The 26205-nt window shown below is 69.6% G+C and carries 22 protein-coding genes; 12 read left to right on the top strand and 10 right to left on the bottom strand.

Going from position 1 to position 26205, the window contains the following annotated elements; all coding sequences use genetic code 11:
• The first annotated feature begins 160 nt into the window (after positions 1-160).
• The 3 genes from AC07EJ_RS12250 (at position 161) to AC07EJ_RS12240 (ending at position 4287) form a co-directional block, all read left to right on the top strand.
• The gene (locus AC07EJ_RS12250; RefSeq protein ID WP_389476953.1) at positions 161-907 is read left to right on the top strand and encodes a L,D-transpeptidase family protein; all 747 of its coding nucleotides are present in this window, start codon (positions 161-163) and stop codon (positions 905-907) included.
• Between the two features lie 133 nt (positions 908-1040).
• Positions 1041-2702 (top strand): peptide-N4-asparagine amidase, encoded by a 1662-nt coding sequence (locus AC07EJ_RS12245; RefSeq protein ID WP_478884174.1) that lies wholly within the window; start codon positions 1041-1043, stop codon positions 2700-2702.
• A gap of 193 nt (positions 2703-2895) precedes the next feature.
• Positions 2896-4287: a cation:dicarboxylate symporter family transporter gene (locus AC07EJ_RS12240; RefSeq protein WP_389476736.1), complete on the top strand. Its 1392-nt coding sequence runs from the start codon at positions 2896-2898 to the stop codon at positions 4285-4287.
• 49 nt (positions 4288-4336) lie between these two features.
• On the opposite strand, the gene AC07EJ_RS12235 is transcribed toward AC07EJ_RS12240, so the two are convergent.
• From AC07EJ_RS12235 to AC07EJ_RS12225, 3 genes are all read right to left on the bottom strand, one after another.
• Positions 4337-5824 carry a Gfo/Idh/MocA family protein gene (locus tag AC07EJ_RS12235; protein ID WP_478884173.1) on the bottom strand — a complete coding sequence of 496 codons (1488 nt, stop codon included), beginning with the start codon at positions 5822-5824 and terminating at the stop codon, positions 4337-4339.
• A 177-nt stretch (positions 5825-6001) separates the two neighbouring features.
• Positions 6002-8920 carry an FAD-binding and (Fe-S)-binding domain-containing protein gene (locus AC07EJ_RS12230; protein ID WP_478884172.1) on the bottom strand — a complete coding sequence of 973 codons (2919 nt, stop codon included), beginning with the start codon at positions 8918-8920 and terminating at the stop codon, positions 6002-6004.
• 38 nt (positions 8921-8958) lie between these two features.
• Entirely contained in the window at positions 8959-9402 is a 444-nt protein-coding gene (locus AC07EJ_RS12225) for a MarR family winged helix-turn-helix transcriptional regulator (RefSeq protein ID WP_389476732.1), read from the bottom strand.
• Positions 9403-9495: 93 nt separating this feature from the next.
• Here AC07EJ_RS12225 and AC07EJ_RS12220 point away from each other — a divergent pair, with 93 nt between their 5' ends.
• A complete protein-coding gene (locus tag AC07EJ_RS12220) occupies positions 9496-11310 on the top strand; it encodes an ABC transporter ATP-binding protein (protein ID WP_478884171.1) in 1815 nt (604 codons plus the stop codon).
• A gap of 91 nt (positions 11311-11401) precedes the next feature.
• On the top strand, positions 11402-12250 hold the full coding sequence (gene mltG, locus AC07EJ_RS12215) for an endolytic transglycosylase MltG (RefSeq protein WP_389476728.1): 849 nt from the start codon (positions 11402-11404) through the stop codon (positions 12248-12250).
• 63 nt (positions 12251-12313) lie between these two features.
• Here the strand turns inward: mltG and AC07EJ_RS12210 are convergent, their stop codons facing one another.
• The 6 genes from AC07EJ_RS12210 to AC07EJ_RS12185 form a co-directional block, all read right to left on the bottom strand.
• Entirely contained in the window at positions 12314-13414 is a 1101-nt protein-coding gene (locus AC07EJ_RS12210; RefSeq protein ID WP_393584445.1) for an NAD(P)-binding domain-containing protein, read from the bottom strand.
• A 55-nt stretch (positions 13415-13469) separates the two neighbouring features.
• Positions 13470-14651 (bottom strand): LLM class flavin-dependent oxidoreductase, encoded by a 1182-nt coding sequence (locus AC07EJ_RS12205; protein ID WP_389476724.1) that lies wholly within the window; start codon positions 14649-14651, stop codon positions 13470-13472.
• A gap of 2 nt (positions 14652-14653) precedes the next feature.
• Positions 14654-15697 carry an ABC transporter substrate-binding protein gene (locus AC07EJ_RS12200; RefSeq protein ID WP_389476722.1) on the bottom strand — a complete coding sequence of 348 codons (1044 nt, stop codon included), beginning with the start codon at positions 15695-15697 and terminating at the stop codon, positions 14654-14656.
• Positions 15698-15827: 130 nt separating this feature from the next.
• Positions 15828-16610: an ABC transporter ATP-binding protein gene (locus AC07EJ_RS12195; protein ID WP_478884170.1), complete on the bottom strand. Its 783-nt coding sequence runs from the start codon at positions 16608-16610 to the stop codon at positions 15828-15830.
• The gene (locus AC07EJ_RS12190; RefSeq protein ID WP_389476718.1) at positions 16583-17485 is read right to left on the bottom strand and encodes an ABC transporter permease; all 903 of its coding nucleotides are present in this window, start codon (positions 17483-17485) and stop codon (positions 16583-16585) included. Before AC07EJ_RS12190 ends, AC07EJ_RS12195 begins: the two co-directional genes overlap by 28 nt.
• A gap of 148 nt (positions 17486-17633) precedes the next feature.
• The gene (locus tag AC07EJ_RS12185) at positions 17634-17717 is read right to left on the bottom strand and encodes a putative leader peptide (protein ID WP_352340592.1); all 84 of its coding nucleotides are present in this window, start codon (positions 17715-17717) and stop codon (positions 17634-17636) included.
• A 121-nt stretch (positions 17718-17838) separates the two neighbouring features.
• Between AC07EJ_RS12185 and AC07EJ_RS12180 the strand changes: the two genes are divergently transcribed.
• The gene (locus AC07EJ_RS12180) at positions 17839-18261 is read left to right on the top strand and encodes a YjbQ family protein (RefSeq protein ID WP_389476716.1); all 423 of its coding nucleotides are present in this window, start codon (positions 17839-17841) and stop codon (positions 18259-18261) included.
• Positions 18262-18513: 252 nt separating this feature from the next.
• Here the strand turns inward: AC07EJ_RS12180 and AC07EJ_RS12175 are convergent, their stop codons facing one another.
• Positions 18514-19569 carry a LacI family DNA-binding transcriptional regulator gene (locus tag AC07EJ_RS12175; RefSeq protein WP_389476714.1) on the bottom strand — a complete coding sequence of 352 codons (1056 nt, stop codon included), beginning with the start codon at positions 19567-19569 and terminating at the stop codon, positions 18514-18516.
• A 193-nt stretch (positions 19570-19762) separates the two neighbouring features.
• Here AC07EJ_RS12175 and AC07EJ_RS12170 point away from each other — a divergent pair, with 193 nt between their 5' ends.
• From AC07EJ_RS12170 to AC07EJ_RS12145, 6 genes are read left to right on the top strand one after another with little or no spacing between them, the layout of a single operon-like run.
• A complete protein-coding gene (locus tag AC07EJ_RS12170) occupies positions 19763-20833 on the top strand; it encodes a C45 family autoproteolytic acyltransferase/hydolase (RefSeq protein WP_478884169.1) in 1071 nt (356 codons plus the stop codon).
• Positions 20834-20853: 20 nt separating this feature from the next.
• Positions 20854-22488, top strand: a complete 1635-nt coding sequence (locus AC07EJ_RS12165; RefSeq protein WP_478884168.1) for an amidohydrolase — start codon at positions 20854-20856, stop codon at positions 22486-22488.
• Positions 22485-23510: an ABC transporter permease gene (locus tag AC07EJ_RS12160; RefSeq protein WP_389476708.1), complete on the top strand. Its 1026-nt coding sequence runs from the start codon at positions 22485-22487 to the stop codon at positions 23508-23510. Before AC07EJ_RS12165 ends, AC07EJ_RS12160 begins: the two co-directional genes overlap by 4 nt.
• Positions 23507-24382 carry an ABC transporter permease gene (locus tag AC07EJ_RS12155; RefSeq protein WP_389476706.1) on the top strand — a complete coding sequence of 292 codons (876 nt, stop codon included), beginning with the start codon at positions 23507-23509 and terminating at the stop codon, positions 24380-24382. The genes AC07EJ_RS12160 and AC07EJ_RS12155 overlap by 4 nt, the downstream gene beginning before the upstream one ends.
• The gene (locus AC07EJ_RS12150) at positions 24379-25401 is read left to right on the top strand and encodes an ABC transporter ATP-binding protein (RefSeq protein WP_478884167.1); all 1023 of its coding nucleotides are present in this window, start codon (positions 24379-24381) and stop codon (positions 25399-25401) included. Before AC07EJ_RS12155 ends, AC07EJ_RS12150 begins: the two co-directional genes overlap by 4 nt.
• Positions 25398-26204, top strand: coding sequence for an ABC transporter ATP-binding protein (locus AC07EJ_RS12145; RefSeq protein WP_389476702.1), 807 nt, complete (start codon positions 25398-25400; stop codon positions 26202-26204). Before AC07EJ_RS12150 ends, AC07EJ_RS12145 begins: the two co-directional genes overlap by 4 nt.
• Position 26205 lies beyond the last annotated feature (1 nt).

Here is a 26205-nt window from a genome sequence, read left to right as displayed (position 1 = left end):
GCGAAGTTGGGGTACGGACGGAACAAACCGTGCAAGGTTCGCGGGATTCCGGCATCGGAGGCAAACGGTTTTCCGCCGCGGGGCAAAGTTTCGGCTCGCGTTCGACGCCGGAGGCAGGGCTGGTCGGGGTCACCCGGTGCGTGGTGCGACCATGGACCGTATGCGTAACGCGGGTGCGGTTCGAACGGCGGTCGCTGCGGCGGCCTGCAGCGTCCTTCTCATGACCCTTTCGGCCTGCGGCGGTTCGAGCGGAGGCGACGGGACCGAGCGGAAGGCCGAGTCGGGCTCCGCCGACGCCAGGCAGGAGGACCGCCCGGCCGTCGACCTCAAGCGCATTCCCGACGTGGGCGACCAGCTCCAGTCGAAGATCCCGCAGGACGCGGGGCAGGTCGTCGCGGTCTACGGTGACGGCAAGAACTCCGGTGACTCGACCGTCGTGCTCTACACGAAGTCCGGTTCGGCCTGGGAAAAGACGCGCAGCTGGCCCGCGCACAACGGCAAGAAGGGCTGGACCGCCGACCACCGCGAGGGCGACAAGCGAAGCCCCATAGGAGTGTTCACCCTCACGGATGCGGGCGGTGTGCTCGCCGACCCCGGCGCGAAGCTGCCGTACACGCAGGCGGCGTCGTTCCAGGCCCCCCACTACTGGGCCAAGTCGCACTGGCACGACTTCGACTACGTCATCGCCATCGACTACAACCGCGTGAAGGGCACCGCGCCGAACGACCCGACCCGGCCCGAGGGGCAGACCAAGGGCGGCAGCATCTGGCTCCACATGGACCACGGCAGCGGCACTTCGGCGTGCGTGAGCCTGTCGAAGTCCGGGATGGAGTACCTGTTGCGCACGATCGACCCGAAGCAGCATCCGGTCGTGGTGATGGGCGACAAGGCGTCACTCAAGAGCTGACGCGACACCAGTTGCCGACGTCGGCCTGGCATGAGGGCCGCCGCGGGGTGCAGCGCGGCCTTGGGGTTGCGGGGTGACGGTGCGGCGTCAGGGGCTGTTGCGGGGGCAGCGTCCGCCCCGTACAACACCCCTCATGAGAAGACGCGTCATGTCCATGCTCGCCGCGGTGACTCTCGCGGCCGCTGCCCTCGCCGGCCAGGCCAACGCGGCCTCCGCCGAACCCCACTCGTCCGCGCCCCCATCCACAGGCGCCAACGCCACCGTCGCGCCCCAATCCGCCACCTCACCCGCCGAGTTCGGCACCGACTGGCACGACCCGATCACTGCCACACCGCCCGTGGCGAAGCCGGCCGGCAAGTCCTGCCGTGTGACGCTCGCGGAGACCGAGTTCCGTGACTTCACGCCCTACAAGGGCAGTTACACCCCGCCCAAGGGCTGCGGAGACCGGTGGAGCAAGGTCGTCCTGCGCCTCGACGGCAAGGTCAAGGGCCGGCAGTTCGACCGTCTCGGCTATCTGCACATCGGTGGCGTGGAAGTCCTGCGCACCTCCACCCCCGAGCCCTCGCCCGACGGCATCGCCTGGAATGTGGAAAAGGACGTCACCCGCTACAGCGACACCCTGCGGGCCGACCAGCCGGTCGAGATGCTCATAGGCAACGTTGTCGACGACACGTACACCGGTGTCATCGAGGTGAAGGCCACCCTGACCTTCTACGCCGCCGAGCCGCACGCGAAGCGGCAGCCCGAAACGGACACCCCGGACCGCGTGCTCACCCTCGACCAGGGCAAACTCACCGCCCCGCGCAACAGTGAGCGCATCGTCGCCGAGGTGTACGCCACCGGATCGGGCGGCGGCTGCGAGGAGTTCTGGTACCTGGCGGTGCCGAACGAGGTCCCGTACTCATGCAAGGCGGACGGCGGACCGTACCGCGAGGTGCAGATCTCTGTGGACGGCCACCTCGCAGGCATCGCCTCGCCGTTCCCGAACGTCTGGACGGGCGGCTGGTCCAACCCCTTCCTCTGGTACGTGGTCCCGGCCCCGGGAGCCTTCGACGTCCGGCCCCTCCAGTACGACCTGACGCCGTTCGCCGGACTCCTCGATGACGGCCGTCCGCACCAGATAGACGTCTCCGTCGTGGGTGTCCCGAAAGGCCAGAGCGGCTGGAGTGTCCCGGTCAACGTGCTCGTCTGGCAGGACGGCGGGAGTTCGCGCGTCACCGGCGCGCTGACCGGCCACAAGGAGAGCGAGCCGGCCGGCTCGACGACGTACACGCCCGGCACGGACGAGTACCGCCTCGACGCACGTGGCGGGCACAGGCTGACGGTGTCCGGCTATGTGAACACCTCGCACGGCCGCGTCGCCACCACCGTCACCCGCGACCTCACCAGCACGTCCACGCACCGCTGGACCGACGGCGAGAACAACGACGCGCTGAAGGGGACTTGGAGCGACCGCCAGACCGTCGTCTCCGGCCACGACATCCTTCGCACGAACCGGACTTACACGATGGACGGCGCCACCACGCTCGACGCGGACAACCGGCTGCGGACCGTGATCGAGCTCGGCGACCGGGCCGGGACGGGACGGGCCACGGGCGCGAGCCGCACGGCGTGGACGGTGCTCGACGACACCTACACGGGTGACGCCTCGTACACGGCGAACGTTCCGCGGGAACAACGGCACGCGGTGGGTACCAGTCGTGAGCGATACCGTCTGACCAGCACCGACGGCTGCTACGACCGCGAACTGGTCGCAGTGCAGGGTGCGTTGACGGTGGACCGCAGGCACTGCTGAGGGGCACGGCTGGGGCGCGGCCGTAGGCGCGGGCGCCCAGGTCTTGGAGCAATGTCCAAGATTTACGCCGATGTGACATCGGGGTCTTCTACGGAAGCGGCTACTCCGACATAGTGACGCTTCGCGGAAGGGAATTGGAATCCAACTTCCGCATAGCAGAATCCGCACAAGTCACTGACGTTGCTCCGGAGGAATGCCCGTGCCGCAGTCCGTACCGTCCCTGCCGCGACGCGCCGCACGCGTACTACGCACCTCATTGTTCGCGCAGGTCGCCTGCGCACTCGTGATCGGAGTCGTCGTCGGACGGCTGTGGCCCCACGCGGGCACAGCCGTCCAGCCGCTCGGCGACGGCTTCGTACGGCTCATCAAGGCGATGATCGCGCCCCTTGTGTTCTGCGTGGTCGTCGCCGGAATCACCAAGGCCGGAGACCTCAAGGCCTTCGGCCGCATCGGGCTCAAGGCCCTCCTCTGGTTCGAGGCGGCGACGACCGTCGCCCTCGTCGTCGGCCTGCTCGCCGGAAACCTGGCGGGCCCCGGCGTCGGCATGAACGTCGACCCGTCCAAGCTGGACGCGTCCGCCGTCGAGGACAAGACCGGCGGCGGCTCGCTCCCGTCGACCGGCGACTTCATCCTGCACTCGCTCCCCGACAGTGCGGTCGGCGCCTTCGCCGAGAACTCGCTGCTCCAAGTGCTCGTCCTCGCCTGCCTCGTGGGCGCAGCCCTGCTGCACCTCGGCAACACCAAGGTCCCCGCGATCCTGCCCGCCATCGAACAGGGCCAGGAAGTGGTCTTCGCCGTCGTCGGATTCATCATGAAGCTGGCCCCGCTCGCCGTCTTCGGCGCGACGGCACACCTCGTGGGCGAGTACGGCCTCGGCGCCCTGTCGACGTACGGCAAGCTCATAGGCGTCTGTTACGCCGTCGCCGTGATCTTCCTCGTGCTCCTCGGCCTCGCCATGAAGGCGGTCACCGGACTGAGCCTGTGGAAGTTCGTCCGTTACACGCGCGAGGAACTGCTCCTCGCGCTCGGCACCGCCTCCAGCGAGACAGTCATGCCCCGCATGATGCAGAAGCTGCGCCACGCCGGCTGCCGCGACGACGCCGTGGGCCTGGTCCTGCCGACGGGGTACTCGTTCAACCTCGACGGAGCGTCGATCTACCTCTCCATCGGCACGTTGTTCATCGCGCAGGCCGTCGGCGTGGACCTCTCGCTCGGCCAGCAGATCACCGTCGTGATCGTCCTGATGCTCACCAGCAAGGGCATGGCGGGGGTGCCCGGTTCGGCCTTCCTCGCGCTGTCGGCCACCGCGTCCGCACTCGGCGTCATCCCGGCGGGTGCCGTCGCCCTGCTGCTCGGCGTCGACCGCATCATGGACGCCATGCGCGTCTCCACGAACCTGCTCGGCAACTGCGTGGCCGTCTTCGTGGTCTCCCGCTGGGAGGGCGCGCTCGACACGGCCAAGGCCAAGAAGGTGCTGGGCGGCGAGATCGCGTTCGTACCGGAGGAGGACCGCGACGGGCCGGTCGAGTCGCCGGAGCCTGCCAAGACTCAGGGTTCCAAATCCCCTGCGGAGACGGTGGGTTGAGCCACGGGGGGCCCGGCGGCAAGCACGAAGCCGCCGGGCCCCCGTGCCGTCAGGCCTCCTCGGGCTTCTCGGAATCCACCCCCGGCCGCGCCTTCTTCCACATCCCGCGCGTGAAGTCGGGGATCGCCTGAGGCGCCCCCTTCGCCTTGATCGACAGATGGCTCAGCGGCACCGGAGACGTCCACGTAGCGGCGTCGTAGACGTCGAAGTCCGGTACCAGGCCCACCCGCAGACACTGCATCAGACGGAACACCATGATGTAGTCCATGCCGCCGTGGCCGCCCGGCGGGTTGGAGTGCTCCTTCCACAGCCAGTGGTCGAAGTCGGTGTACTTGGAGAAGTCACCCCAGGAGTCGTTCGTGTGGTCCGGCTCTATATAGATCCGCTCCGGGTAGTCCTCGAACACACCCTTCGTGCCGCCGAGGCTGTTGATCCGCGAGTAGGGGTGGGGTGTGGACACATCGTGTTCGAGCCGGATGACGCGCCCCTTAGCGGTCTGGACCAGACTGATGGTGCGGTCGGACTCGATGTACGTCTCCTTCCAGCTCGGATCGCCCTTCGGCATGTGGGCCTCGCGGTACTGGGCGAGGCCGAGTGAGGGCGTGCCGAAGCTGGAGATGTGCGTGACGCGGTCACCACGGTTGATGTCCATGTAGTTGGCGACCGGGCCGAAGCCGTGGTTGGGGTACAGATCGCCGCGCAGCCGCGTGTGCCACAGCCGCCGCCACGGGCCCTCGTAGTAGTCAGGGTCGAACATCAGGCCGCGCAGGTCATGGTTGTATGCGCCCGCTCCGTGCAGCAGATCGCCGAACTTGCCGGCGTGCGCCATCCGCAGGACCCGCATCTCGTTCCTGCCGTAGCAGCAGTTCTCCAGCTGCATGCAGTGTCTGCGGGTGCGCTCGGAGAGATCGACCAACTCCCAGAGCTGGTCGAGCTGGAGGGCGATCGGACACTCCACACCGACGTGCTTGCCGTTCAGCATCGCCGTCTTGGCCATCTCGAAGTGCCAGTCCCAGGGCGTCGCCGCGTACACGAAGTCGATGTCGCCCCGCTTGCACAGGTTCTCGAAATCGTGATCGCCCTTGGTGTACGTCGCCGGGGCGGGCTGGCCCGCGGCCGTCACCTTGGCCGCCGCTCTCGCGGTCTTGTCCTTCACCGGGTCGCAGAGCGCGACCACTTGGACCCCTGGGATCGCCAGGAACAGATCGATCATGCTGCCGCCGCGGTTGCCGAGTCCGATGATGCCGACCCGCACGGTGGAACGCCCCTCGAAGGGCACGCCGACCATGGTCTCGCCCTTCCGGGCCGGGGCCTCGGCCGCCGCCCCGGCCTGCCCGGCCCCGCTCCGCCCGGCCTCGGCCTGCCCGCCGGCGGCCTGCACCGTGCCACCGGTGAACGCGCCGAGCCCGAGCCCCGCCCCGGCGATGCCGGCCGTCCGCAGTACGGCCCTGCGGGACTGCCCGGCTGCGTCGTGTCCGGCCTGCTCGGGGTGCTCGTGGCTCGCGTCGGGTGCCGGTGTCGCGTTGTCGTCGTGCATCGGACCTCCATCGATAGGTGGCTGCGCTGCAAGCGCTTGCCACCCTGGAGGGGGACGACACGGGGACGCAAGGGGCGGAAGTGGTCCGGGAGTTGGACTTTCTTTACAGACTCTTGGGGACCTACGGGTAGCGGAGAGACGGAAGTTGGCCTGACAAGGCCCTGGGGGCCACCGACCCTAGGGACGCGTCGCGCGCTCCAGCTCCACGATCACGGAGTAGTAGCCGCGGCCCGTCGAGTGGTCCATGCCCACCTCGCACATGCGGTTCGCCGACAGATGCGCGTCGAAGTCCCGGGCGGTCACCTCGGCCGCCTCCTTGCGCGTGGCCGACTCGGTGAGCTCCTTGTGGAGCATGCCCCGGTCGCCCGCGAAGGCGCAGCACCCGGCGTCGTCAGGGACGACGACCTCGTCGGCGCAGGCCTCGGCGACGGCCCGCAACTGCGCCACATCGCCGAGGTGCTCCATGGAGCACGTCGGATGAAGGACCGCCGAACCGACCGTCCGGTGCACCGTGAGGTGCGCAAGCAGCTCGTCCGCAGCCCAGACGATCGAGTCGACGATCTTGAGCTCCTTGTGCAACTCCCTGTTGTCGTCCGTCAGATAGGGCACGACTTCATGGGCGATGCCGAGCGTGCACGACGAGGCGTCGACGACGAGCGGCAGTCTGCCGCCGGCGGTCCAGCCCCAGGCCGCCTCGACGATCCGGTTCGCCATGACGGTGGTGCCCCCGTCGTACCCCTTTGAGTGCCAGATCGTGGCGCAACACGTCCCCGCGACATCGTCCGGAATCCAGACCGGCCGTCCCGCGCGCGCGGACACGGCGACCATGGCCTGCGGGAGCGACACGTCACCCGGGGTGCCGAAGATACGGTTCACACAGGCCGGGTAGTAGACCGCGGCGGCGCCCACGCGCGCGGTGCGGGGCAGCTTCCGGGCGGCGGCAGCGGGGATCTCCGGCAGCCACTCCGGCACCAGGTCGGGGCGGACGGCCTTGCGGGCGGCCTGGGTCACGGAGGTCAGGAGCCGGTCGCCGATCTTGTCGGCGGCCGCCACGGCGAGCCGCGCCGACGCCTCGACGGCCTTGAAGTTCTTCGCGGTGAACGCGGCCACCTTCTCCTCGCGCGGGGTGTGCCGCGCGTGGCGGAACTCCTTCATGAAGGCGCCCGTGTCGATGCCGACCGGGCATGCCAGCTTGCAGGTCGAGTCGCCCGCGCACGTGTCCACCGCGTCGTACCCGTACGCCTCGACGAGCCCGTCCTCGACCGGCGAACCGGAGGGTTGGCGCATCATCTCGCGACGCAGGACGATCCGTTGGCGGGGTGTGGTCGTCAGGTCCTCACTGGGACACGTCGGTTCGCAGAAGCCGCACTCGATGCACGGGTCGGCGATCAGCTCCACCTTGGGGATCGTCTTCAGGCCGCGCAGATGGGCCTTGGGGTCGCGGTCGAGGACGATACGCGGCGCGAGAATGCCGCCCGGGTCGATGACCTGCTTGGTGCGCCACATCAACTCCGTGGCCTTCGTGCCCCATTCGAGTTCGAGGAACGGCGCGATGTTGCGCCCCGTGGCGTGCTCGGCCTTGAGCGACCCGTCGAAACGCTCGACGGTGAGACGGCAGAACTCGTCCATGAACGCGGCGTACCGCTCGACGTCCTCGGGCCTGCCCGCGTCGAAGGCGAGCAGGAAGTGCAGATTGCCGTGCGCCGCATGACCGGCGACGGCGGCGTCGAAGCCGTGCCGGGTCTGGAGTTCGAGGAGCGCCTCGCACGCCTCGGCCAGGCGCGACGGCGGCACCGCGAAATCCTCGGTGATCAGCGTCGTCCCGGAGGGGCGCGATCCGCCGACCGCCGTCACGAACGCCTTGCGGGCCTTCCAGTAGCCACCGATCGTCTTCGCGTCCCGTGTGAACGCGTTGGTCACCGAGGCCACGGGCGCCACCAGTTCGAGCCCTGCCAGCACCTCGGCGGCCGCCTCCTCGTAGCGCTCCTGGGCCGCCTCGTCCGGCGCGCGGAACTCGACCAGGAGCGCTGTCGTCGACTTGGGCAGGCGCGCCCAGTCGGCGGGCACGCCCTGCACGCTCACCGAGGCCCGGAGCGTATTGCCGTCCATCACCTCTACGGCGATCCCGCCCGCCGCGTTGAACAGCGGGACCGCCGCTGCCGCCGCGGGCAGCGAGGAGAAGAACAGCAGGGCCGTGGAGACCTTCCGGTCGAGGGGCAGTGTGTCGAAGACGACCTCGGAGATGAAGCCGAACGTCCCCTCGGACCCCACCATGAGGCCGCGCAGGATCTCCACGGGCGTCGCGCCGTCCAGGAACGCGTCCAGTCGGTAGCCGTTGGTGTTCTTGATCTCGTACTTGGCGCGGATGCGGGCGACCAGCTCGGCGTCGGCCTCGATCTCGTCCTTGATCTCCAACAGGCCCGCGCACAGCGCCGGTTCCGCGTGCGCCAGCAGATCGTCGGCGATGGGGTCTGCCGTGTCCACCACGGTGCCCGAGGGCAGCACGAAGGTGAGCGAGGCGACCGTCCGGTACGAGTTCCTGGTGGTGCCCGCCGTCATGCCCGACGCGTTGTTCGCGACGACCCCGCCGATCGTGCAGGCGATCGCGCTGGCCGGGTCGGGGCCGAGCACGCGGCCGTGCCGCGCGAGCGTGGTGTTGGCGCGCACGACCGTCGTCCCCGGGCCGATCCGGGCCTGCTCGCCGTCGCCGATGACCTCGATGCCCGCCCAGTGCCTGCGGACGTCCACGAGGATGTCCTCGCCCTGCGCCTGCCCGTTCAGCGACGTGCCCGCCGCGCGGAAGACCACCTCACGGCCCTTTCCGTGCGCGTACGACAGGACGGCCGACACATCGTCGATGTCCTCGGCGACCACCACGACCTGCGGCACGAAACGGTAGGGACTCGCGTCCGACGCGTACCGCACGAGGTCCGAGATGTGCGTGAGGACCTTGTCCGCCCCCAGGAGCCTGGCCAGCTCGGAACGGAGCGGCTCCGGGGTCCCGCCGGCCTGCGCGTCCGGTACCCGGTCGGGCGCCGGGCCTCCCGCGTGCGGTCCCGGGCGCAGCGCTTCCGGCTTCGGCTCCAGCAGGGGCATGCCTCTCCAACCTCTCTTCGGCCGCTGTCGGCCCGGGGCTAACAGCGGTGGTCGTACGGCGTCTCGAACAGCGCGTTCAGGAGGACGCCCAACTGGGCGCGCTGGTCGGGGCTCAATGGAGCCAGGATGTCCTCTGCGGCGGTCCTGCGCGCGCTGCGCAACTCACGAAGTGCTTTGCGCCCCAGCTCGGTGAGCTCGATGCGGATCACCCTGCGGTTGGTGGGATCGGGTACCCGGCGCACCAGGTCGGCCGTCTCGAGACCGTCGACCAGGGTCGTCACGGCGCGGGGCACGACTTCGAGGTGCTCGGCGAGGTCGGCCATGCGCGGCGGGGTGTCGTAGTGCACGAGGGTGCGCAGAAGCCGGGACTGGGCGGGTGTGATCCCGATCGGCTCCAGATGGCGCTTCTGGATCCGCTGCAGCCGTCGGGTCAGCCGGAGCAGCTGTTCCGCGAGAAGGCCGTCGGCGTCCGGGGTACTCATGTACGGAACAATATCAGGACCTTGTTCATTGTGAGTATAGGTAACAATGAGCTATGCTCCCTGAGACCTCGAATCGCCACCCGTAGGAGGCTCATGCATCACGACGCACCCGGCTGGACGCCGTCGCCCTCCGACACCACGTCGCCGGAGCCGCGACAGATGCGCCGCATCCTGGCCCTCTTCCGTCCCTACCGCGCCCGCCTCGCGCTGGTCGGTCTGCTCGTCGGCGCCGCCTCGCTCGTCTCGGTCGCCACGCCCTTCCTGCTCAAGGAGATCCTCGACACCGCGATCCCGCAAGGCCGCACCGGCCTGCTGAGCCTGCTCGCCCTGGGCATGATCCTCAGCGCCGTCGTGACCAGCATCTTCGGCGTCCTGCAGACCCTGATCTCCACGACCGTCGGCCAGCGCGTCATGCACGACCTGCGCACCGCCGTGTACGGCCGGCTCCAGCGCATGTCGCTCGCCTTCTTCACCAGGACTCGCACGGGCGAGGTCCAGTCCCGCATCGCCAACGACATCGGCGGCATGCAGGCGACGGTCACCTCCACCGCCACGTCCCTGGTCTCGAACCTCACCAGCGTGGTCGCCACCATCGTGGCGATGGTCGCGCTCGACTGGCGGCTCACGGTCGTCTCGCTGCTCCTGCTGCCCGTCTTCGTGTGGATAAGCCGCCGGGTCGGCCGTGAGCGCAAGAAGATCACCACGCAGCGTCAGAAGCAGATGGCCGCGATGGCCGCCACGGTCACCGAGTCCCTCTCCGTGAGCGGCATCCTCCTCGGCCGCACCATGGGGCGCGCCGACTCGCTCACCCGCTCGTTCGCCGACGAGTCCGAGCAGCTCGTCGGCCTCGAGGTCCGGTCGAACATGGCGGGGCGGTGGCGCATGGCCGTCATCACGATCGTCATGGCCGCCATGCCCGCCGTCATCTACTGGGTCGCGGGCGTCGCGCTCCAGCTCGGCGGCCCCTCCGTCTCGATCGGCACCCTGGTCGCGTTCGTCTCGCTCCAGCAGGGCCTGTTCCGGCCGACCGTGAGCCTGCTCGCCACCGGCGTCCAGATGCAGACCTCACTGGCGCTCTTCCAGCGCATCTTCGAGTACCTCGACCTGCCGATCGACATCACCGAGCCCGAGAAGCCCGTCCGCCTCGACGCGATCAAGGGCGAAGTCCGCTTCGAGAACGTCGAGTTCCGCTATGACGTCGCCGACGGCAAGAGTGCGGCGATACTCGACGGGATCGACATCACCGTTCCCGCGGGCGGCAGCCTGGCCGTCGTCGGCCCCACGGGTTCGGGCAAGTCCACGCTCAGCTATCTGGTGCCGCGTCTGTACGACGTCACGGGCGGTCGCGTCACGCTCGACGGGGTGGATGTGCGCGACCTGGACTTCGACACCCTCGCCCGAGCCATCGGCGTCGTCTCCCAGGAGACGTACCTCTTCCACGCCTCGGTCGCGGAGAACCTCCGCTTCGCCAAGCCCGACGCCACGGAGGAGGAGCTGCACGCGGCGGCCGGGGCGGCCCAGATCCACGAGCACATCGCCTCCCTGCCCGACGGCTACGACACCATCGTCGGAGAGCGCGGCCACCGGTTCTCCGGCGGCGAGAAGCAGCGCCTCGCCATCGCCCGCACCATCCTGCGCGACCCGCCGATCCTCATCCTCGACGAGGCGACGAGCGCCCTGGACACCCGCACCGAGTTCGCCGTGCAGGAGGCGATCGACGCACTGTCGGCCGATCGCACGACGGTGACGATCGCCCACCGGCTCTCCACGATCCGGAGCGCCGACCAGATCGTCGTCCTCGACGGCGGGCAGGTGGCCGAGCGGGGCACCCACGAGGAGCTTCTGGAGCGGGACGGCCGCTATGCCGCCCTGGTCCGCAGAGACGCCCAACTGGAGCCCGCGAGCTAGCCCGTGCCGGGGTGCGCGGGTGACGCCCAAGTGGAGCCACCCGCACGAAGATATGCCTGGTTTGTCACCCTTTGCGGGTTAGCGTTCGGCCATGCTGAACGAGACTCCGCAAAGAACCACGATGCGACTGACCCGCAGGGGCCGCGCCTCCCTGATCGCGGGTGGGGCCCTCGTGGCGGCGGCTGCCGCCGTAGTGGTGCCGCTCCTTCTCCCGGGCAACGGGGGCGGTGACAAGCGGCCGCAGGCGCTGACCGTCCCCGAGGGCTGGCGCGCGGGCCAGGTCTACAAGGCCCTGGACAAGGCCCTCAATGTCCCGGCGGGTACGACCAAAAAGGCGGTGCCCAAGGCCGGCCTCAAACTCCCCGGGGACGCGGGGGGTAACCCGGAGGGCTACCTCTTCCCGGCGACGTATCCAGTCAACGACAAGTCGACTCCGGCGACCCTGTTGTCCTACATGGTCAACACCGCCAACAAGAAGCTGAACGGCAGCCAGGTGACGGCGGGAGCCGACCGGGACGGGGTGAACCCCTATCAGACCCTCACCATCGCGAGCATCGTGCAGGCCGAGGCTGCCACCAAGGCAGACATGGGGAAGGTGGCCCGCATCATCTACAACCGGCTCGACCACGGCATGCCGCTCCAGATGGACTCGACCATCAACTACGGGCTCAACCGCTCCACACTCAACACCACCACCAAGGAGACCCGGGCCGAGAATCCGTACAACACCTATGTCCGGATGGGGCTGCCGCCCACCCCGATCGCCAACCCCGGGGCCGATGCCATGAAGGCCGCGATCAGCCCGCCGCAGGGGGACTGGCTGTACTTCGTGACGGTCAAGCCCGGCGACACCCGCTTCACGGCGGACTTCGACGAACAGCAGAAGAACGTCTCGGAGTTCAACAAGCTGCGCACGAGCGGCAAGCCGTCGTCCGCCTGATCGGGCCGTGCCCGAGCCGGTCGTATTCGAGCGGGTCGTGCCTGATCGGGGCGCGCCGGTGCGTCACACGGCGGCCGGCGCCCCGGCCAGCAGGCGCTTGATGTCCCGTACGGCCGCGCGCCCCGCGCGGTTGGCGCCGATCGTGCTGGCCGAAGGCCCGTAGCCCACCAGGTGGATCCGCGGATCGGCGACGACCCGGGTGTCCTCCGCCTGGATGCCGCCGCCGGGCCCGCGCAGCTTCAGTGGCGCCAGATGCTCGATCGCGGGCCGGAAACCCGTGGCCCACAGGATGATGTCCGCGTCGACCCGCCGTCCGTCGTCCCACTCCACGCCGGACGGTGTGATCCGGTCGAACATCGGCAGCCGGTCGAGCACACCATCGGCGCGGGCCTGCCGGATCGCGTCGTTCAACGGGAGTCCTGTGACCGACACCACGCTCTGCGGGGGCAGCCCGGCTCGGACCCGCTCGTCGACCAGGGCGACCGCCGCGCGGCCGAAGTTCTCGTCGAAGGGACCCTCGTTGAAGACGGGCGGCCGGCGCGTCACCCACGTCGTCGCAGCGGCGTACGGCGCGATCTCCATCAGATGCTGCGTACCGGAGGCCCCGCCGCCCACCACGATCACCCGCTGTCCGCGGAACGCCTCCGGACCCGGGTAGATCGCGGTGTGGAGCTGACGCCCGCGGAACGTCTCCTGTCCCGGGTAGCGCGGCCAGAACGGCCGGTCCCAGGTCCCCGTCGCATTGATCAGCGCCCGCGTCGACCACGTCCCGTCGGACGTCTCGACGAGGAGCCTGCGGCTGTCTCCCTCCCGTACGGCGCGCACATCGACGGGACGTCGCACCCGCAGGTCGAACGTCTCCTCGTACGAGGAGAAGTACGCCGCGATCACCTCTGACGACGGCCGGGACGGGTCCGCGCCGGTCAGTTCCATGCCCGGCAGCGCGTGCATGCCGTGCACTTTGCCGTATGTCAGTGAAGGCCAGCGGAACTGCCAGGCGCCGCCGGGACGCGGTGAGTGGTCGAGGACCACGAAGTCCCGCTCAGGCTCGAAGCCGGCCTGGCGCAGGTGATAGGCGCTGGACAGTCCTGCCTGCCCAGCGCCTATGACGACCACGTCGACCTCACGCGCGCCCGCTGTGTCCCGTACCCCGATATCGTTCACGGTTCTACTAACTGTGCCGGGGTCGTGGATCTTCCCGCACTCGGCGCGCGACGGTTCAGCGGCCCCCGGCGACCAGAAGCGGCGCGCCTCCGACGGCAGGCCTGGTGAGCGGGGACGCCGGGAGCCGCGGCAGCAGTCCGCGCGCCGCCAGATCCGGGATCACGCCCTCCCCGAACCAGTACGCCTCCTCCAAATGGGGATACCCCGACAGGACGAAGTGCTCGACGCCCAGCGCGTGGTACTCCTCGATCCGGTCCGCGACATCGCCGTGGCTGCCGACGAGCGCCGTGCCCGCGCCGCCCCGCACCAGACCGACGCCCGCCCACAGGTTGGGCGAGATCTCCAGGTCGTCGCGCGAGCCCCCGTGGAGCGCGAGCATCCGCTGCTGGCCGACCGACTCACTGCGGCCGAGCGCCTCCTGGGCGGCGGCCACCGTCTCCGGCGACAGGTCGTCGAGCAGCCGGTTCGCCGCAGCCCACGCCTCCGCCGACGAGTCGCGCGAAATGGTGTGCAGCCGGATCCCGAAGCGGACCGTGCGCCCCTCCCTCTCGGCGAGGCCTCTGATCCAGTCGATCTTCTGCTTCACCTGCTCGGGCGGTTCGCCCCAGGTCAGGTACACATCCGTGTGCCGCGCCGCGACCGGGCCCGCCGCCGCCGAGGAACCGCCGAAGAAGATCTCCGGCAGCGGGTCCGGCGGCAGCGCGGTGAGACCGCCCTCCACCTGGTAGTGCTCACCGTCGAAGTCGAACGGCTGCCCGCTCCACACCCCGCGGACGACGGACAGGAACTCGTCGGTCCGCGCATAGCGCCGGTCGTGGTCGAGATGGTCGCCGAAGCGCCGCTGCTCGGTCGAGTCACCACCCGTCACCACGTTCAGGAGCAGTCGCCCGCGCGTGATCCGCTGATACGTCGCCGCCATCTGGGCGGCGAGCACCGGCGAGATCACCCCGGGCCGGAAGGCAACCAGGAACTTCAGCCGCTCGGTGTGCTGGGCGAGCGCCACCGTCGTCAGCCAGGCGTCCTCGCACCACGTGCCCGTCGGTGTCAGTACCGCCTCGAACCCCAACTGCTCGGCGGCCTTGGCGATTTGGGCCAGATATTCGATGTCGGGCGCGCGCACGCCGCTGACCGGGGCGATCCGCGAGCGCTTGACGCCCCCGTCGGTGTAGGCGTGCCGGTCCACGAGCGTGCGGCCGTCGCCGCCGGTCGGCAGGAACCAGTGAAGGTGGACGCTCATCGTCAGGACTCCTTGCCGAGGGTGCGGGGTGCGGTCGTGGATGCCGGAAGGCCACCGTTGAACCGGGTGTCCACGAACGACGCGAAGTCGATCTTCCGGGGGATCAGCTTCAGTGCCGTGAAGGTGTCGGCGATCTGCTGCTCCGAGGCGATGGCGGGCTTGTCGACGGCGACGGTGACCCGGGTGCCGTTGGTGCGCTTCACCGCGTCCAGGGCGACGTCGTACGGCAGCCCGGTGTCCTTCGCCCAGACCTTCGCCCATGCCTCGGGATGCTTGAAGACCCAGTCCTGGGCTCGCTTGAGCCGCTTGAGGTAGTCACCGATCGCGGCGGCCTTCTTGCCGTCCTTGAGCGAGGACGGCGCCGCGATCTGGAACGCGAGCCCGTTGGTGATCCCGTCCCCATCGGTGAGCACCCGCCCCTGCTTCCCCCGCAGAACCTGGGAGGTGTACGGGTCCCAGACGGCCCAGGCGTCCACCTTGCCGCCGGTGAACGCGGCGAGCGCGTCGGCCGGCTGGAGGTACTTGACCTGCACGTCCTTCAGGGACAGGCCCGCCTTCTTCAGGGACGCGACGAGCTGGTAGTGCGCGGACGAACCCTGCGCCACGGCGATCGACTTGCCCTTGAGGTCCTCGGGCTTCTTCAGCTTCGAGTCGTTCGGGACGAGGATGGTGTCGCCCTTCGCGGTGCCGTGGCTGGCCGCCACGACGGAGATCTTCGAGTTGGCGCCGGCCGCGAAGACGGGCGGGGTGTTGCCGACCCCTCCGATGTCGACCGCCTTGGCGTTGACGGCCTCGAGGAGCGGCGGCCCGGACGTGAAGGTCGACCAGCGGATCTTGTAGTCGAGGTCGTCGAGCTCTCCGGCGGCCCGCAGCACGGCTTCCGAACCGCCCTTCTGATCACCGACGTTGAGCGTGAGGGCTCCCTTGCCGTCGGTCCTGCCGCCGCCCGAACCGCCCGTGGACGTATCGGCGGCGGAGGTGCCGGAGCAGGCGGCGAGCAGCAGGGCCAGGGGGAGCAGTAGAGCGGGGGCGAGGCGTCGTCGCATCGGGGAGTCCGTTTCGTGGGTTCATGGCCGGCGTGAGTCTGTCGGGCGCAGACCAAAATGGCCGTAGGGCGGTGCGCCGGTACGGGTGGTGTGTGTAGGGGATATAGGGGTGGGAAAGTGTGACGGGACGTCAGGCGGCGGCAGCGGCAGGAGAGGAAGCCTCCGGCGCGTCGACCCCCAGACGGTGGAGCAGCTCGGTGCGCAGTTCGCCGAAGCGCGGGTCGGATATCCCGCGCGGACGCTCCAGGTCGATCTTGGTCTCGTACGCGATGACGCCTTCGTCCATCACGAGCACGCGGTCGGCGAGCAGGACGGCCTCCTCGACGTCGTGCGTGACCAGGAGGACGGCGCAGCCGCGCCGCTGCCACAGCTCGTCGACGAGGCGCTGCGCCTTGATGCGGGTGAGCGCGTCGAGTGCGCCGAACGGCTCGTCGAGCAGCAGCAGGTCGGGCTCGCGCACCAGGGCGCGGGCCAGCGAGGCGCGCTGGGCCTCGCCGCCGGAGAGCGTCTTGGGCCAGGCGCTCGCACGGTGGCTGAGGCCGACCTCTTCCAACGCCCGCTCCGCGACTGCCCGTTCGGGCTTCCCGGGCAGCCCGAGCAGCACATTGCGCCACACTCGCTTCCACGGCATGAGGCGCGGCGCCTGGAACGCGACGGCCTTGCGGCGCGGCACGAGCACGGTGCCCTCGATGTCGCGGTCGAGCCCGGCGAGGATGCGCAGCAGGGTCGACTTGCCGCAGCCGCTGCGGCCGAGCAGCGCCACGAACTCGCCCGGCTGTACGTCGAGATCGAGGCGGTCGATGACGGCGCGCCCGTCGAAGGAGCGGGTGAGCCCCACCACGCGTACGGCCGAACGGGGCTCTGTGGACAGGGACTTGGTGCTGGTCACCGGCCGGTGAACGTCGGTCGCCATTGCAGCAGCAGCCTTTCGAGGGTACGGACGACGAAGTCGGCGAGCAGGCCGAGGAACGCGTAGACGATCAGGCACACGACTATGACGTCGGTCCGCAGGAAGTCGCGGGCCTGCACCATCAGGAAGCCGATGCCGGCGTCCGCGTTGATCTGCTCGGCGAAGACCAGGGCGAGCCACGAGATCCCGAGCGAGTACCGCAGCCCGGTCATCGCCCCGGGCAGCGCGCCCGGCAGGACCACATGGCGTACGAGACCCCACCGGGAGAGCCCCAGCGACTCTCCGGCCTCGATCAACTGCGCGTCCACGCCGCGGATTCCGGCGTACACATTCAGATACAGCGGGAACGAGACGCCCAGCGTGATGATGGCGATCTTCGGCGCCTCGCCGATCCCGAACCAGATGATGAACAGCGGGATCAGGCCGACGAACGGCACGGTCCGCAGCATCTGCACGCTCGCGTCGACGAGGTCCTCGCCGACCCGGAACAGGCCCGAGACGAGGGCGAGCCCCGTGCCGACGACGACGCCGAACAGCAGGCCGATCGCGACGCGTTGGAGTGAGACCCCCATGGCGTTCGGCAGCGACCCGTCGGCGACGAGATCGCCGGCGACGCGGGCGATGGTGCCGGGCGACGCGAGGACGTCGGCGGTCAATACGCCCGTACTGCTGAGGAGTTGCCACAGGATGAGCAGGAGGACGGGTCCGGATGTGCGGCGCAGCCACCTCGGGACCCGAGTGCGGCGGGTGGAGGACGGAACGAGTTGGACGAGTTCGGGACGACCGGCGGGTTCGGCATCGGAGTCGGCGGGGGCGGCGTCCGGGCCGGGCGACTTCGCGACGACGGCCGGATCCGGCGGGGCATGGCTGATGCTCATGGGTGCTCCACGCAGAAGGCAGGGGAGGGCAGCGATGAAGGTGTGAAGGGGTACGCGTATGCGTCAGCGCCCCCGCGTGAGGTCACGCGGGGTGGAGGCAGGTGCGTACGGGGCTACGCGACGTAGCAGGAGATGCGGGGAAAGGGCGTCAGCGGCCGCGGCGACACGCGGCGGAGGCCACCCGCAGCAGGTCGATGTGACCGCGCGTGGTGAGCAGAACTGAACGCAACATGCCGCAGAAAGTAGCCACTTTGTCGACGCATGGTCAATGCCGTCTCGATGGATGGACGCGCCGTATCAGGTGACGGGCGCGGATCGGGCGCGTACGGTGCCCGATGCGTGAGGATGGATCCATGTCCGACGCCTTCACCACGCGCATCCTGAACGTGTCCACCGGCTCCGCGGAGCGGGTCGTCGACCTGACCCACGACTGCCAGACCTTCCTGAGCGAGGTCGCCGAGGGGCGCGACGGCCTGCTCAACATCTTCGTGCCCCACGCGACGGCCGGCGTGGCCGTCATCGAAACGGGCGCGGGCAGCGACGACGACCTCCTCGCGGTCCTCCATTCACTGCTCCCCGCGGATGACCGCTGGCAACACCGCCACGGCTCCCCGGGCCACGGCCGCGACCACGTCCTCCCGGCCCTGGTCCCACCCCACGCGACCCTCCCGGTGATCGCCGGCACCCTGGAACTGGGCACGTGGCAGTCGGTGTGCCTGGTCGACACGAACAAGGACAACGCGCGGCGGGAGGTGCGGTTGTCGTTTCTCGCTTGAGTCGAACTCCAGCGCCAGCTCGTCGGGGCCACCCCCACCGCCCCAGATGCTCGGGCTGCTGGTCCGCTCCCCAGGCAAGGCGGTCCAGGCCTTTTCGAGTTGGCTGACGGCCACGTCGGCCCTTAACTTCAAATCTGGTTGGACCAGATGGAATGGGCGCGGTCCCGAGCTCAGGCGGTGAAGACCGCTTGGCGGATCCACGCCTCGATCCGCTCGGCGGATGCCAAGGCGTCCTTCGCCTCGGCTCCGGGGTCAGCCGCTCTCGCTGGAATCGCCGCTCTCAGGCCTGCGTGTGGTGCGTCGCGAGGAGGCGCGGACCCGGAACCGGGCGGTTGTCAGGACCGGGCCCACGCTCGGCTCGCCCGCGATGCGCGCCTGGAGAAGGTCCAGCAGCGCCAACGTCGTTTCCTCGGCGTAGAGTTCGACCGCCGAGATGGCGGGTCGGCTGTGCCGGGTGTGCTCGGAGTCGGAAGCCGCGGCAAGCATCGTCCGATCGGGCACAGCGACGCCGCGAGCCGTGAGGCCCGCTAGCACTCCGACCGCCTGACGGCCGGTGTGGCACAGGATCGCATCGGGGATCCCGTCGTCCACGATCGTGTGCGCGATGTTCTCACCGCCGTGCTCGCCGGCGCGCTCGGCCGACATGTAGACGCGCGGCGTGATCCCGGCGCTCTCACACCATGCGCGATACGTCGCCTCGCTGTCGATGTTCCAGGCATTGGGGTCGGCTCCGCGCAACAGCACGATCGATCGGGCACCGGATGCGGCGAAGTGCTCGTAGATGCGCCGGAAGTTGGAGCCGTCGTTCTCGGTGGCCCAGTCGGTGAAATCCGGGCGGCTGGGATCGCGTCCCAGCGTCACGTACGGGATCCCGCGCCGTTCGAGGAGGCCGATCACCGGATCATCCACGTGCGGCATCATCACGATGTAGCCGTCGAGCGACAGCGCGAACGGTGGTGTCGGCCGCTTGGTCGGGTCAGGCACGAGCATCAGGCTGAGTCCGCGGTCCATCGCCTGCGCCGAGGCGGCCCCGATGTAGCGCGTGAACACGTCGACGCCCCGCGGCGCGTACTCGCCCAGCGCGTCCAGCGATCGCATGACGAGTCCGATCGCCCCGACCGACGAGCGTCGCAGGCCGCGCGCGAGGGCGTCGGCTTCGTACTCCATCTCCTCGGCGACGGCCCGGACGCGCAGTCGCGTGGCCGCGCTCAGCGTCCCGGTGTCATTGAGCGCCATCGACACCGCCGCGACCGAGACACCCGCGCGCCGGGCGACATCGCGAATGGTCACGCCCTTCGATCGAGCCACGGCAACCTCCTTGGTTCGTACCTTCCCGCTGCTGCGTCACGCCGCCGGACCGGGGTTTCCGACGCAGGCCGGGCGACAGCGAGAGCAGAGAGCGGCACGGGCAACGCCATTGTATTAAACGTTTTATGGACCTAGCTTATCGCCCACCTCTCACCGTGACGTGCTTCACAAGCAAAGGTCGGACAGCAACACCATGAAGCTGCACACACTGCGCACGACCACCACCGATTTCCGCGACCGTGGACGCGAGATCGGCACGCGACACGCGGACCAGGTGCGTGATGTCAGCGCCCGCTACCTGGCGCATTTCAAGGTTCTGGGCATCTCGGAAACGACCGTCCGCGACATAGCCGCCCACAGCTACGAGGGCTTGCGCGACTGGTACCCGGGTCTCGTCGAGGAGTCGGACGGAATCGCCGAGGCATCAGGAATCGAGCCCTGGCAAGTGGCAGCGGTCGGTGCACGGACCGAAGTGCTCGCTGCCGTGCCCGGGAAGGGCGAGTGCACGACCGCCGTGCACACACCGCCCTTTGGTGGCCCACCCGAGACGATCCAGACGTGGGACTGGCACGACTCGCTCACGCCGGACGGTCTCCTGCTGTCACTCGTGACCGGAACGCAACGCCGGGTGAAGCTCTTCACCGAGTTCGGCACGGCCGCGAAGATCGGGGTGAACGACGCCGGACTCGGCGTGCATTTCAACATCCTGAGGCATCGCTCCGACAACGACACCGGCGGCGTGCCCGTCCATGCTGTTGCGCGTCGCGTCCTCGAGGAGGCGACAACGGTGGCGGAGGCCCGCGACATCGTCGCCTCCGCGACCCTGAGCGCATCCACCGTGCTGACCGTCGCGACCTACCGAGACGGCCACGCCGCAGCGGCGTCCATCGAGATGTCACCCTCCGGAATCGCCGTGGTGGAACCCGATGCCGACGGCTGGGTCATCCACACCAACCACTTTCTCGATCCCGGCCTCGCCGGCGGTGACACCAGCACTCCGGAATCGGTGTCGGCCGAGCGGTACCTCCACGCGCGCGGTGTGCGCCGAGGCATGACCGGCCGCTCCGCGCCGGAGCGCGCGGCCGCCTTCTGCGGCGGCGACGGCGGCGCCGCGGTGGTGTGCGTCCACGCCGACACGTCCCAACCGGGCCACGAACAGTGGAGCACGTTGCTCACGGCATCTCTCGACCTTCCCGGCTTCGCACTCCAGTACCGGGCAGGCAACCCCGACACCGCGGCCCGCGAGGGTCTCGACCAGTTCTGAGGAACCCGATGGACAACGACGTGACCAAGCCCGTTCATCTCTACCGCAACGCCCGCATCTTCACCTCCGACCAACGCACCTGGGCCGACTCGCTCGTGGTGGTGGGCGACCGGCTCGCCTACGTCGGCGACGGGGCCACCGCAGCTCGCGTGGCCGGACCGGATGCCCTGATCCACGACCTCGGCAGCTCGACCGTCCTCCCCGGATTCGTCGACGGCCACGCGCACGTGGTCGGAACCGGCGAAGCAGCGGCCCAGGTCGATCTCTGGGGCGCCAACACGGTGGAGGAGATACAGCGGCGCATCCGCACGTGGGCGGGGGAGAACCCCGACGCACCTCGCGTGCTCGCCACCGGTTGGAAGCACGGTGACATCCCGGGCGGCGCACCTGATCGAGGCATGCTCGACGCCGTCGTCGCCGACCGGCCCGTCTACGCGCAGGCATACGACTTCCATTCGATCTGGCTGAACTCGGCGGCCCTCGCCGAAGTCGGCATCGACGACAGCACGGCATCACCACCCGGGGGAACCGTCCACCGGGACGAGCAGGGCGTGGCCACCGGCCTCGTCGACGAGACCGCGATGCACCACCTCGTGTGGCCGGTGCTGGACGGCTTCACCAGTGACTCCGACCGTGACGAGGCCCTGGCGGTCGCCCTCGCGGCGTACGCCGAGTCCGGGATCGTCGGTTCGACCGAGATGGCGCTGGGCGAGGACGACTACGCGGCGATGTGTCGTGCCGACGCGGCGGGCGCCTTGACCACGCGCATCGGCGCGTTCTGGCGCGTCCAGCCCACCGGAGACGAAGCCGGGAATCTCGCTCAGGTCGAGCGCGCTGTCGAACTCGCCGCCCACCACTCGACCCCGTTCCTGCGCGTGACCGGCATCAAGGTCATGGTCGACGGAACCGTCGACGGGTGCACCGCATCGCTCGGGAAGCCCTACGTGGACGGCACGAACGCCGATCCGATCTGGGGTCCTGCCGCACTCGCACCGGTGGTGGCCGCCGCGGACGCAGCCGGACTGCAGGTCGCCATGCACGCCATCGGTGACGAGGCGATCCGGGTCGCGATCGGCGCCGTCGAGCAGGCCGTCGCTCTCAACGGCCCCAAGGAGCGCCGCCACCGCATAGAACATCTCGAAGTCGTCGACCCCGCGGACATCGACCGACTGGCAGCACTCGGCATCACGGCGAGCATGCAGCCCGTGCACGCCGATCCGGCCATCCAGGAGAACTGGCGGCGCGTACTCGGCGACGAACGGGTCGACCGCGGCTTCCCGTGGCCCGAGATGACCGAGGCCGGGGCCACGCTCGTGCTCGGCACCGACTCCCCGACCTCGCCGCACGCGCCGCTGCCCAACATGTTCATCGCGGCGACACGGCGTTCGGCACTGAATCCGTCGCTGCCCGCCAACCTCGCGCACTACGCCCTGCCGTTGGCGAACGCGATCGTGCACGCCACGCGTGACGCCGCCTGGGCGAGCCGCTCCGAGCACCTTCACGGCCGTATCGCCGAAGGGCTGTACGCCGACTTCATCGTGCTTGACCGGGACATCTTCGCCCGGCCGCTCGAGGAACTGCTCGACACGCGAGTGCTGCGGACGGTCGTGGGTGGCCGCGTGGTCCATCACGCACAGGCGGAGGTGAACCGATGAGCGACGCGACCCTGCCGGCGCCCGTGCCGTCGGGGCAGGCGAAGGCGAAGGCGAAGCAACGGCCCGGCGGGGCGATAGCGCGGTTCGTCGCCGTTCGCATCGTGGGACTTGCGGTGACCTTGTTCATCGCGAGCCTGGTCGTCTTCGGAGCGCTCTACGCCGCCCCTGGAAACCCGCTCACCTATCTCACGCACGGTCGCACCATGACCCCCGAAGCGATCGCCGCGATCAAGGCCGAGTATCACCTCGACGACTCCATCTGGCAGCAGTACCTGAGGTGGCTGGGCGGCGTGCTGCACGGCGACTTCGGAACCTCGATCATCTACAACCAACCCGTGTCGTCGCTGGTCGGAAGCCGCGCCTCGGCGACCACGCTGCTCGTCCTCATGGCCGCGGCGATCGTCCTGGTGCTCGGGTTGACCATCGGCACGCTCGCCGGTCTCAAGCCCGGCTGGCTGTCAAGGGCCGCCATGGCCGGCGCGACGGCCGTCATGGCGGTGCCGACCTTCGTCGGAGCGGTCGTGCTGATCATCGTGTTCGCGGTCCAATTGGAGTGGTTCCCGGTGTTCGGCGCGGGCCGTTCGGGCCTCGACGAGGTCTACCACATGGTTCTTCCGTCGATCGCGCTCGCGCTCGCGTCCGTCGCGTTCGTCGCGCGACTCGCCCAGACCGCGGTCCGACAGGAGTTGTCGGCCGATCACGTGCAGACGGCGACCAGCCGCGGACTGCCCCGTGGGGCAGTCGTACGCAGACACGTGATGCGCAACGCCGCGATGCCGGTGCTCACTGTCGCCGGTCTCACGATCGCGGGCCTGATCGCCGGAAGCGTCGTCGTGGAACAGGTCTTCCAGCTCGGAGGGCTCGGCCAGTTCCTCGTCAGTTCGGTGCAGCAGAAGGACTTCCCCGTCGTACAGGCGATCTGCCTGATGTACGTCGCCGCCTTCATCCTGCTGAACACCCTCATCGACATCGCCTACACACTGCTCGACCCGCGCGTGTCGATCGGGAAGAAGGACTCATGAGCGCAACAGCAGCGGTACGCCGCATCGGATCCCGAAAGACCGGCCGGCGAACGACGCGGGGCACGAGAGGCATCGGCATGTCCGGCTGGGTGTCGCTCACCCTCCTCGGACTGGTCGTCTGCTGCGCCGTCCTCGCGCCGCTCCTCTCACCGCAGGCCCCGAACGCCGTCGACCTCTCCGGCGCGTACCAGAGTTCGAGCGGCGCCCACCTGCTGGGAACCGACGCGAGCGGGCGGGACCTTCTCTCGCGTCTCGTCCACGGCTCCCGGACCGCGCTGGTCGGACCGTTCCTCGTCGTGGTGCTCTCGACGCTCCTCGGGACGCTCCTCGCGCTCGCGGCCGTGTGGTTCGGCGGATGGTTCGACCAGATGGTGGTGCGCGTCGTCGACGCGGTGTTCGCCTTCCCCGGTCTGCTCCTCGCGATCCTGGCGACCGCCCTGTTCGGGTCCGGCCTGACGGCCGCCGTGGTGGCGCTGTCCATCGCCTACATCCCGTACATCGCACGGATCGTGCGGAGCGCGGCGCTGCGCGAGCGCCACCTGCCCTACATCGCGGCGCTGCAGGTCCAGGGCGTGCACGGGCTGCGGATCGCGCTGGGGCACATCCTGCCCAACGTGGGCGGGCTGATCGTCGCCAACGCCACCCTCGCCTTCGGGTTCGCCCTGATGGACCTCGCCGGCCTCTCCTTCATCGGGCTCGGGGTGCAGCCGCCGACCTCGGACTGGGGCGCGATGGTCGGCACCGGTATGGCCGGTGTGTTGCAGCAACACCCGCAGGAGGCGCTGTTCGCCAGCGCGCTCATCGTCGTCACCGTCGGGGCCGTGAACATGCTCGGCGACCGGCTCACGGAGCGCTGGGAGGCCCGCTCGTGAACGCACTTCTCGAAGTCGAGGATCTGACAGTCCAGTTGCCGGTCGCGGGCGAGCTGCGCACCGTGCTGCGCGACGTCTCGTTCTCGCTCGACCGTGGAAGTACGCTCGGCCTGGTCGGCGAGTCCGGCTCCGGCAAGTCGATGATGGTGCGCACCATCGCGCGCCTGCTGCCCGACGGCGCCGACGTCCGGGGCGGTGTCCGCTTCGACGGCACCGAGGTGTTCGACCTTCGCGCCGACGCCTTGCGGTCCTACCGGGCCAAGAGTGTCGCGATGATCTTCCAGGACGCACGGGCCTACACGAACCCCGTACGCACGATCGGCGACTTCCTCACCGAGGCGATGCGCATCAACGAGCGGATGCCGAAGTCCGCCGCTCGCAAGCGCGCACAGGAGCTGCTCGCCGAGGTCGGGATCGGGGACCCGGAGCGCCGGCTGCGGCAGTTCCCGCACGAGCTCTCCGGCGGTCTGCTGCAACGGGTGATGATCGCTGCCGCCGTCGTCGCGCGACCCCGGCTCATCCTCGCGGACGAGCCGACGACCGCGCTCGACGTCACCACCCAGGCGGAAGTCATGGCGATTCTCCGGCGCATGCAGCGCGAGTACGGCATGGCGATGCTCTTCATCACGCACGACCTGGAACTCGCCGGTGCCGTGTGCGACGAGACGATCGTGCTGTACGCCGGCCAGGTCATGGAGCGTCAGGCGTCGGTGCGGTTGCACGAGGACCCGCTCCACCCGTACACCGCCGCACTGGTGCGGGCACGACCCGAGATCGACCGACGCGTCGACAGGCTGCCCGCGATCAACGGTCATCCGACCACCGCCTACGAGGCGCCGGACGGCTGCGCGTTCGCGCCGCGCTGTTCCTTCGCGCAGGAGGCGTGCCGGGCGGGAGTGCCGCCCCTGCTGCAGATCGGTGCGTCGCAGACCCGGTGCGTCCGGATGCCCGGCCTGCGCGGCCAGTTGGTGCCGCAGGAGCACGTCGGCTCCGCTTCGAACGAGGAGGTCCAGCGATGACCGAACCGCTTCTCGTGGTCGAGCACCTGACCAAGACGTTCGGCCATGGGCGTGCCCAGGCGACCGCGGTCGCCGACGTGAGCTTCGCCCTGGCTCCGGGCGGGTCCCTCGGCATCGTCGGCGAATCCGGCTCCGGCAAGACGACCACGGCACGGATGATCATCGGCCTGGAGCGTCCCTCCGGCGGCCGCATCACGTTCCGGGGCCAGGACCGTACCCATCCGGCGCGCTCCGCACGCAGCCGCCGTCAGCGGGGCCGGGACATCCAGATCGTCTTCCAGGACCCGTACACCTCGCTCGACCGCCGCCAGCGCGTCGGCGACTGCCTCGCGGAAGTCGTCGGCGTTCATTCCCGGCTCGGCCGTGACGAGACCAGGAAGCGCGTGAGCGAACTCGCCGAGCTCGTCGGACTCGACGACCGGCAGCTGGCCGCACTGCCGAGGTCACTCTCGGGAGGGCAGCGCCAGCGCGTCGCCATCGCCCGCGCCCTCGCCGCCGATCCGGACATCCTCATCCTCGACGAGGCCGTGTCCGCCCTGGACGTCTCGATCCAGGCCCAGATCCTCAACCTGCTCTCGGACATCCGACGCAAGCGTGGCGTGAGCTACCTGTTCATCAGCCACGATCTCGCCGTCATCCGCCAGGTGACCGACGACACGATCGTCATGCGGCACGGCGCCGTCGTCGAGCAAGGACCCACCGCCGACGTGCTCGACAACCCCCAGGACCCCTACACCCGCCTGTTGCGCGACAGCGTCCCCCGCAGCGGGTGGGACCCCGAAACCCTCACAGCCCGACACTGAC

The organism is Streptomyces sp. NPDC045026 (assembly GCF_056432625.1).
This window is presented reverse-complemented; position numbering and strand designations above follow the sequence as displayed.

Excerpts from the sequence above, each read along its gene's own strand:
- AC07EJ_RS12185 (WP_352340592.1), bottom strand. The coding sequence starts at position 17,717 with ATGTTGCGTTCAGTTCTGCTCACCACGCGCGGTCACATCGACCTGCTG.
- AC07EJ_RS12160 (WP_389476708.1), top strand. The coding sequence starts at position 22,485 with ATGAGCGACGCGACCCTGCCGGCGCCCGTGCCGTCGGGGCAGGCGAAG.
- AC07EJ_RS12200 (WP_389476722.1), bottom strand. The coding sequence starts at position 15,697 with ATGCGACGACGCCTCGCCCCCGCTCTACTGCTCCCCCTGGCCCTGCTG.
- AC07EJ_RS12230 (WP_478884172.1), bottom strand. The coding sequence starts at position 8,920 with ATGCCCCTGCTGGAGCCGAAGCCGGAAGCGCTGCGCCCGGGACCGCAC.
- AC07EJ_RS12250 (WP_389476953.1), top strand. The coding sequence starts at position 161 with ATGCGTAACGCGGGTGCGGTTCGAACGGCGGTCGCTGCGGCGGCCTGC.
- AC07EJ_RS12225 (WP_389476732.1), bottom strand. The coding sequence starts at position 9,402 with ATGAGTACCCCGGACGCCGACGGCCTTCTCGCGGAACAGCTGCTCCGG.
- AC07EJ_RS12205 (WP_389476724.1), bottom strand. The coding sequence starts at position 14,651 with ATGAGCGTCCACCTTCACTGGTTCCTGCCGACCGGCGGCGACGGCCGC.
- AC07EJ_RS12145 (WP_389476702.1), top strand. The coding sequence starts at position 25,398 with ATGACCGAACCGCTTCTCGTGGTCGAGCACCTGACCAAGACGTTCGGC.
- mltG (WP_389476728.1), top strand. The coding sequence starts at position 11,402 with ATGCTGAACGAGACTCCGCAAAGAACCACGATGCGACTGACCCGCAGG.
- AC07EJ_RS12155 (WP_389476706.1), top strand. The coding sequence starts at position 23,507 with ATGAGCGCAACAGCAGCGGTACGCCGCATCGGATCCCGAAAGACCGGC.
- AC07EJ_RS12220 (WP_478884171.1), top strand. The coding sequence starts at position 9,496 with ATGCATCACGACGCACCCGGCTGGACGCCGTCGCCCTCCGACACCACG.
- AC07EJ_RS12190 (WP_389476718.1), bottom strand. The coding sequence starts at position 17,485 with ATGAGCATCAGCCATGCCCCGCCGGATCCGGCCGTCGTCGCGAAGTCG.
- AC07EJ_RS12170 (WP_478884169.1), top strand. The coding sequence starts at position 19,763 with ATGAAGCTGCACACACTGCGCACGACCACCACCGATTTCCGCGACCGT.
- AC07EJ_RS12180 (WP_389476716.1), top strand. The coding sequence starts at position 17,839 with ATGTCCGACGCCTTCACCACGCGCATCCTGAACGTGTCCACCGGCTCC.
- AC07EJ_RS12245 (WP_478884174.1), top strand. The coding sequence starts at position 1,041 with ATGAGAAGACGCGTCATGTCCATGCTCGCCGCGGTGACTCTCGCGGCC.
- AC07EJ_RS12195 (WP_478884170.1), bottom strand. The coding sequence starts at position 16,610 with ATGGCGACCGACGTTCACCGGCCGGTGACCAGCACCAAGTCCCTGTCC.
- AC07EJ_RS12240 (WP_389476736.1), top strand. The coding sequence starts at position 2,896 with ATGCCCGTGCCGCAGTCCGTACCGTCCCTGCCGCGACGCGCCGCACGC.
- AC07EJ_RS12235 (WP_478884173.1), bottom strand. The coding sequence starts at position 5,824 with ATGCACGACGACAACGCGACACCGGCACCCGACGCGAGCCACGAGCAC.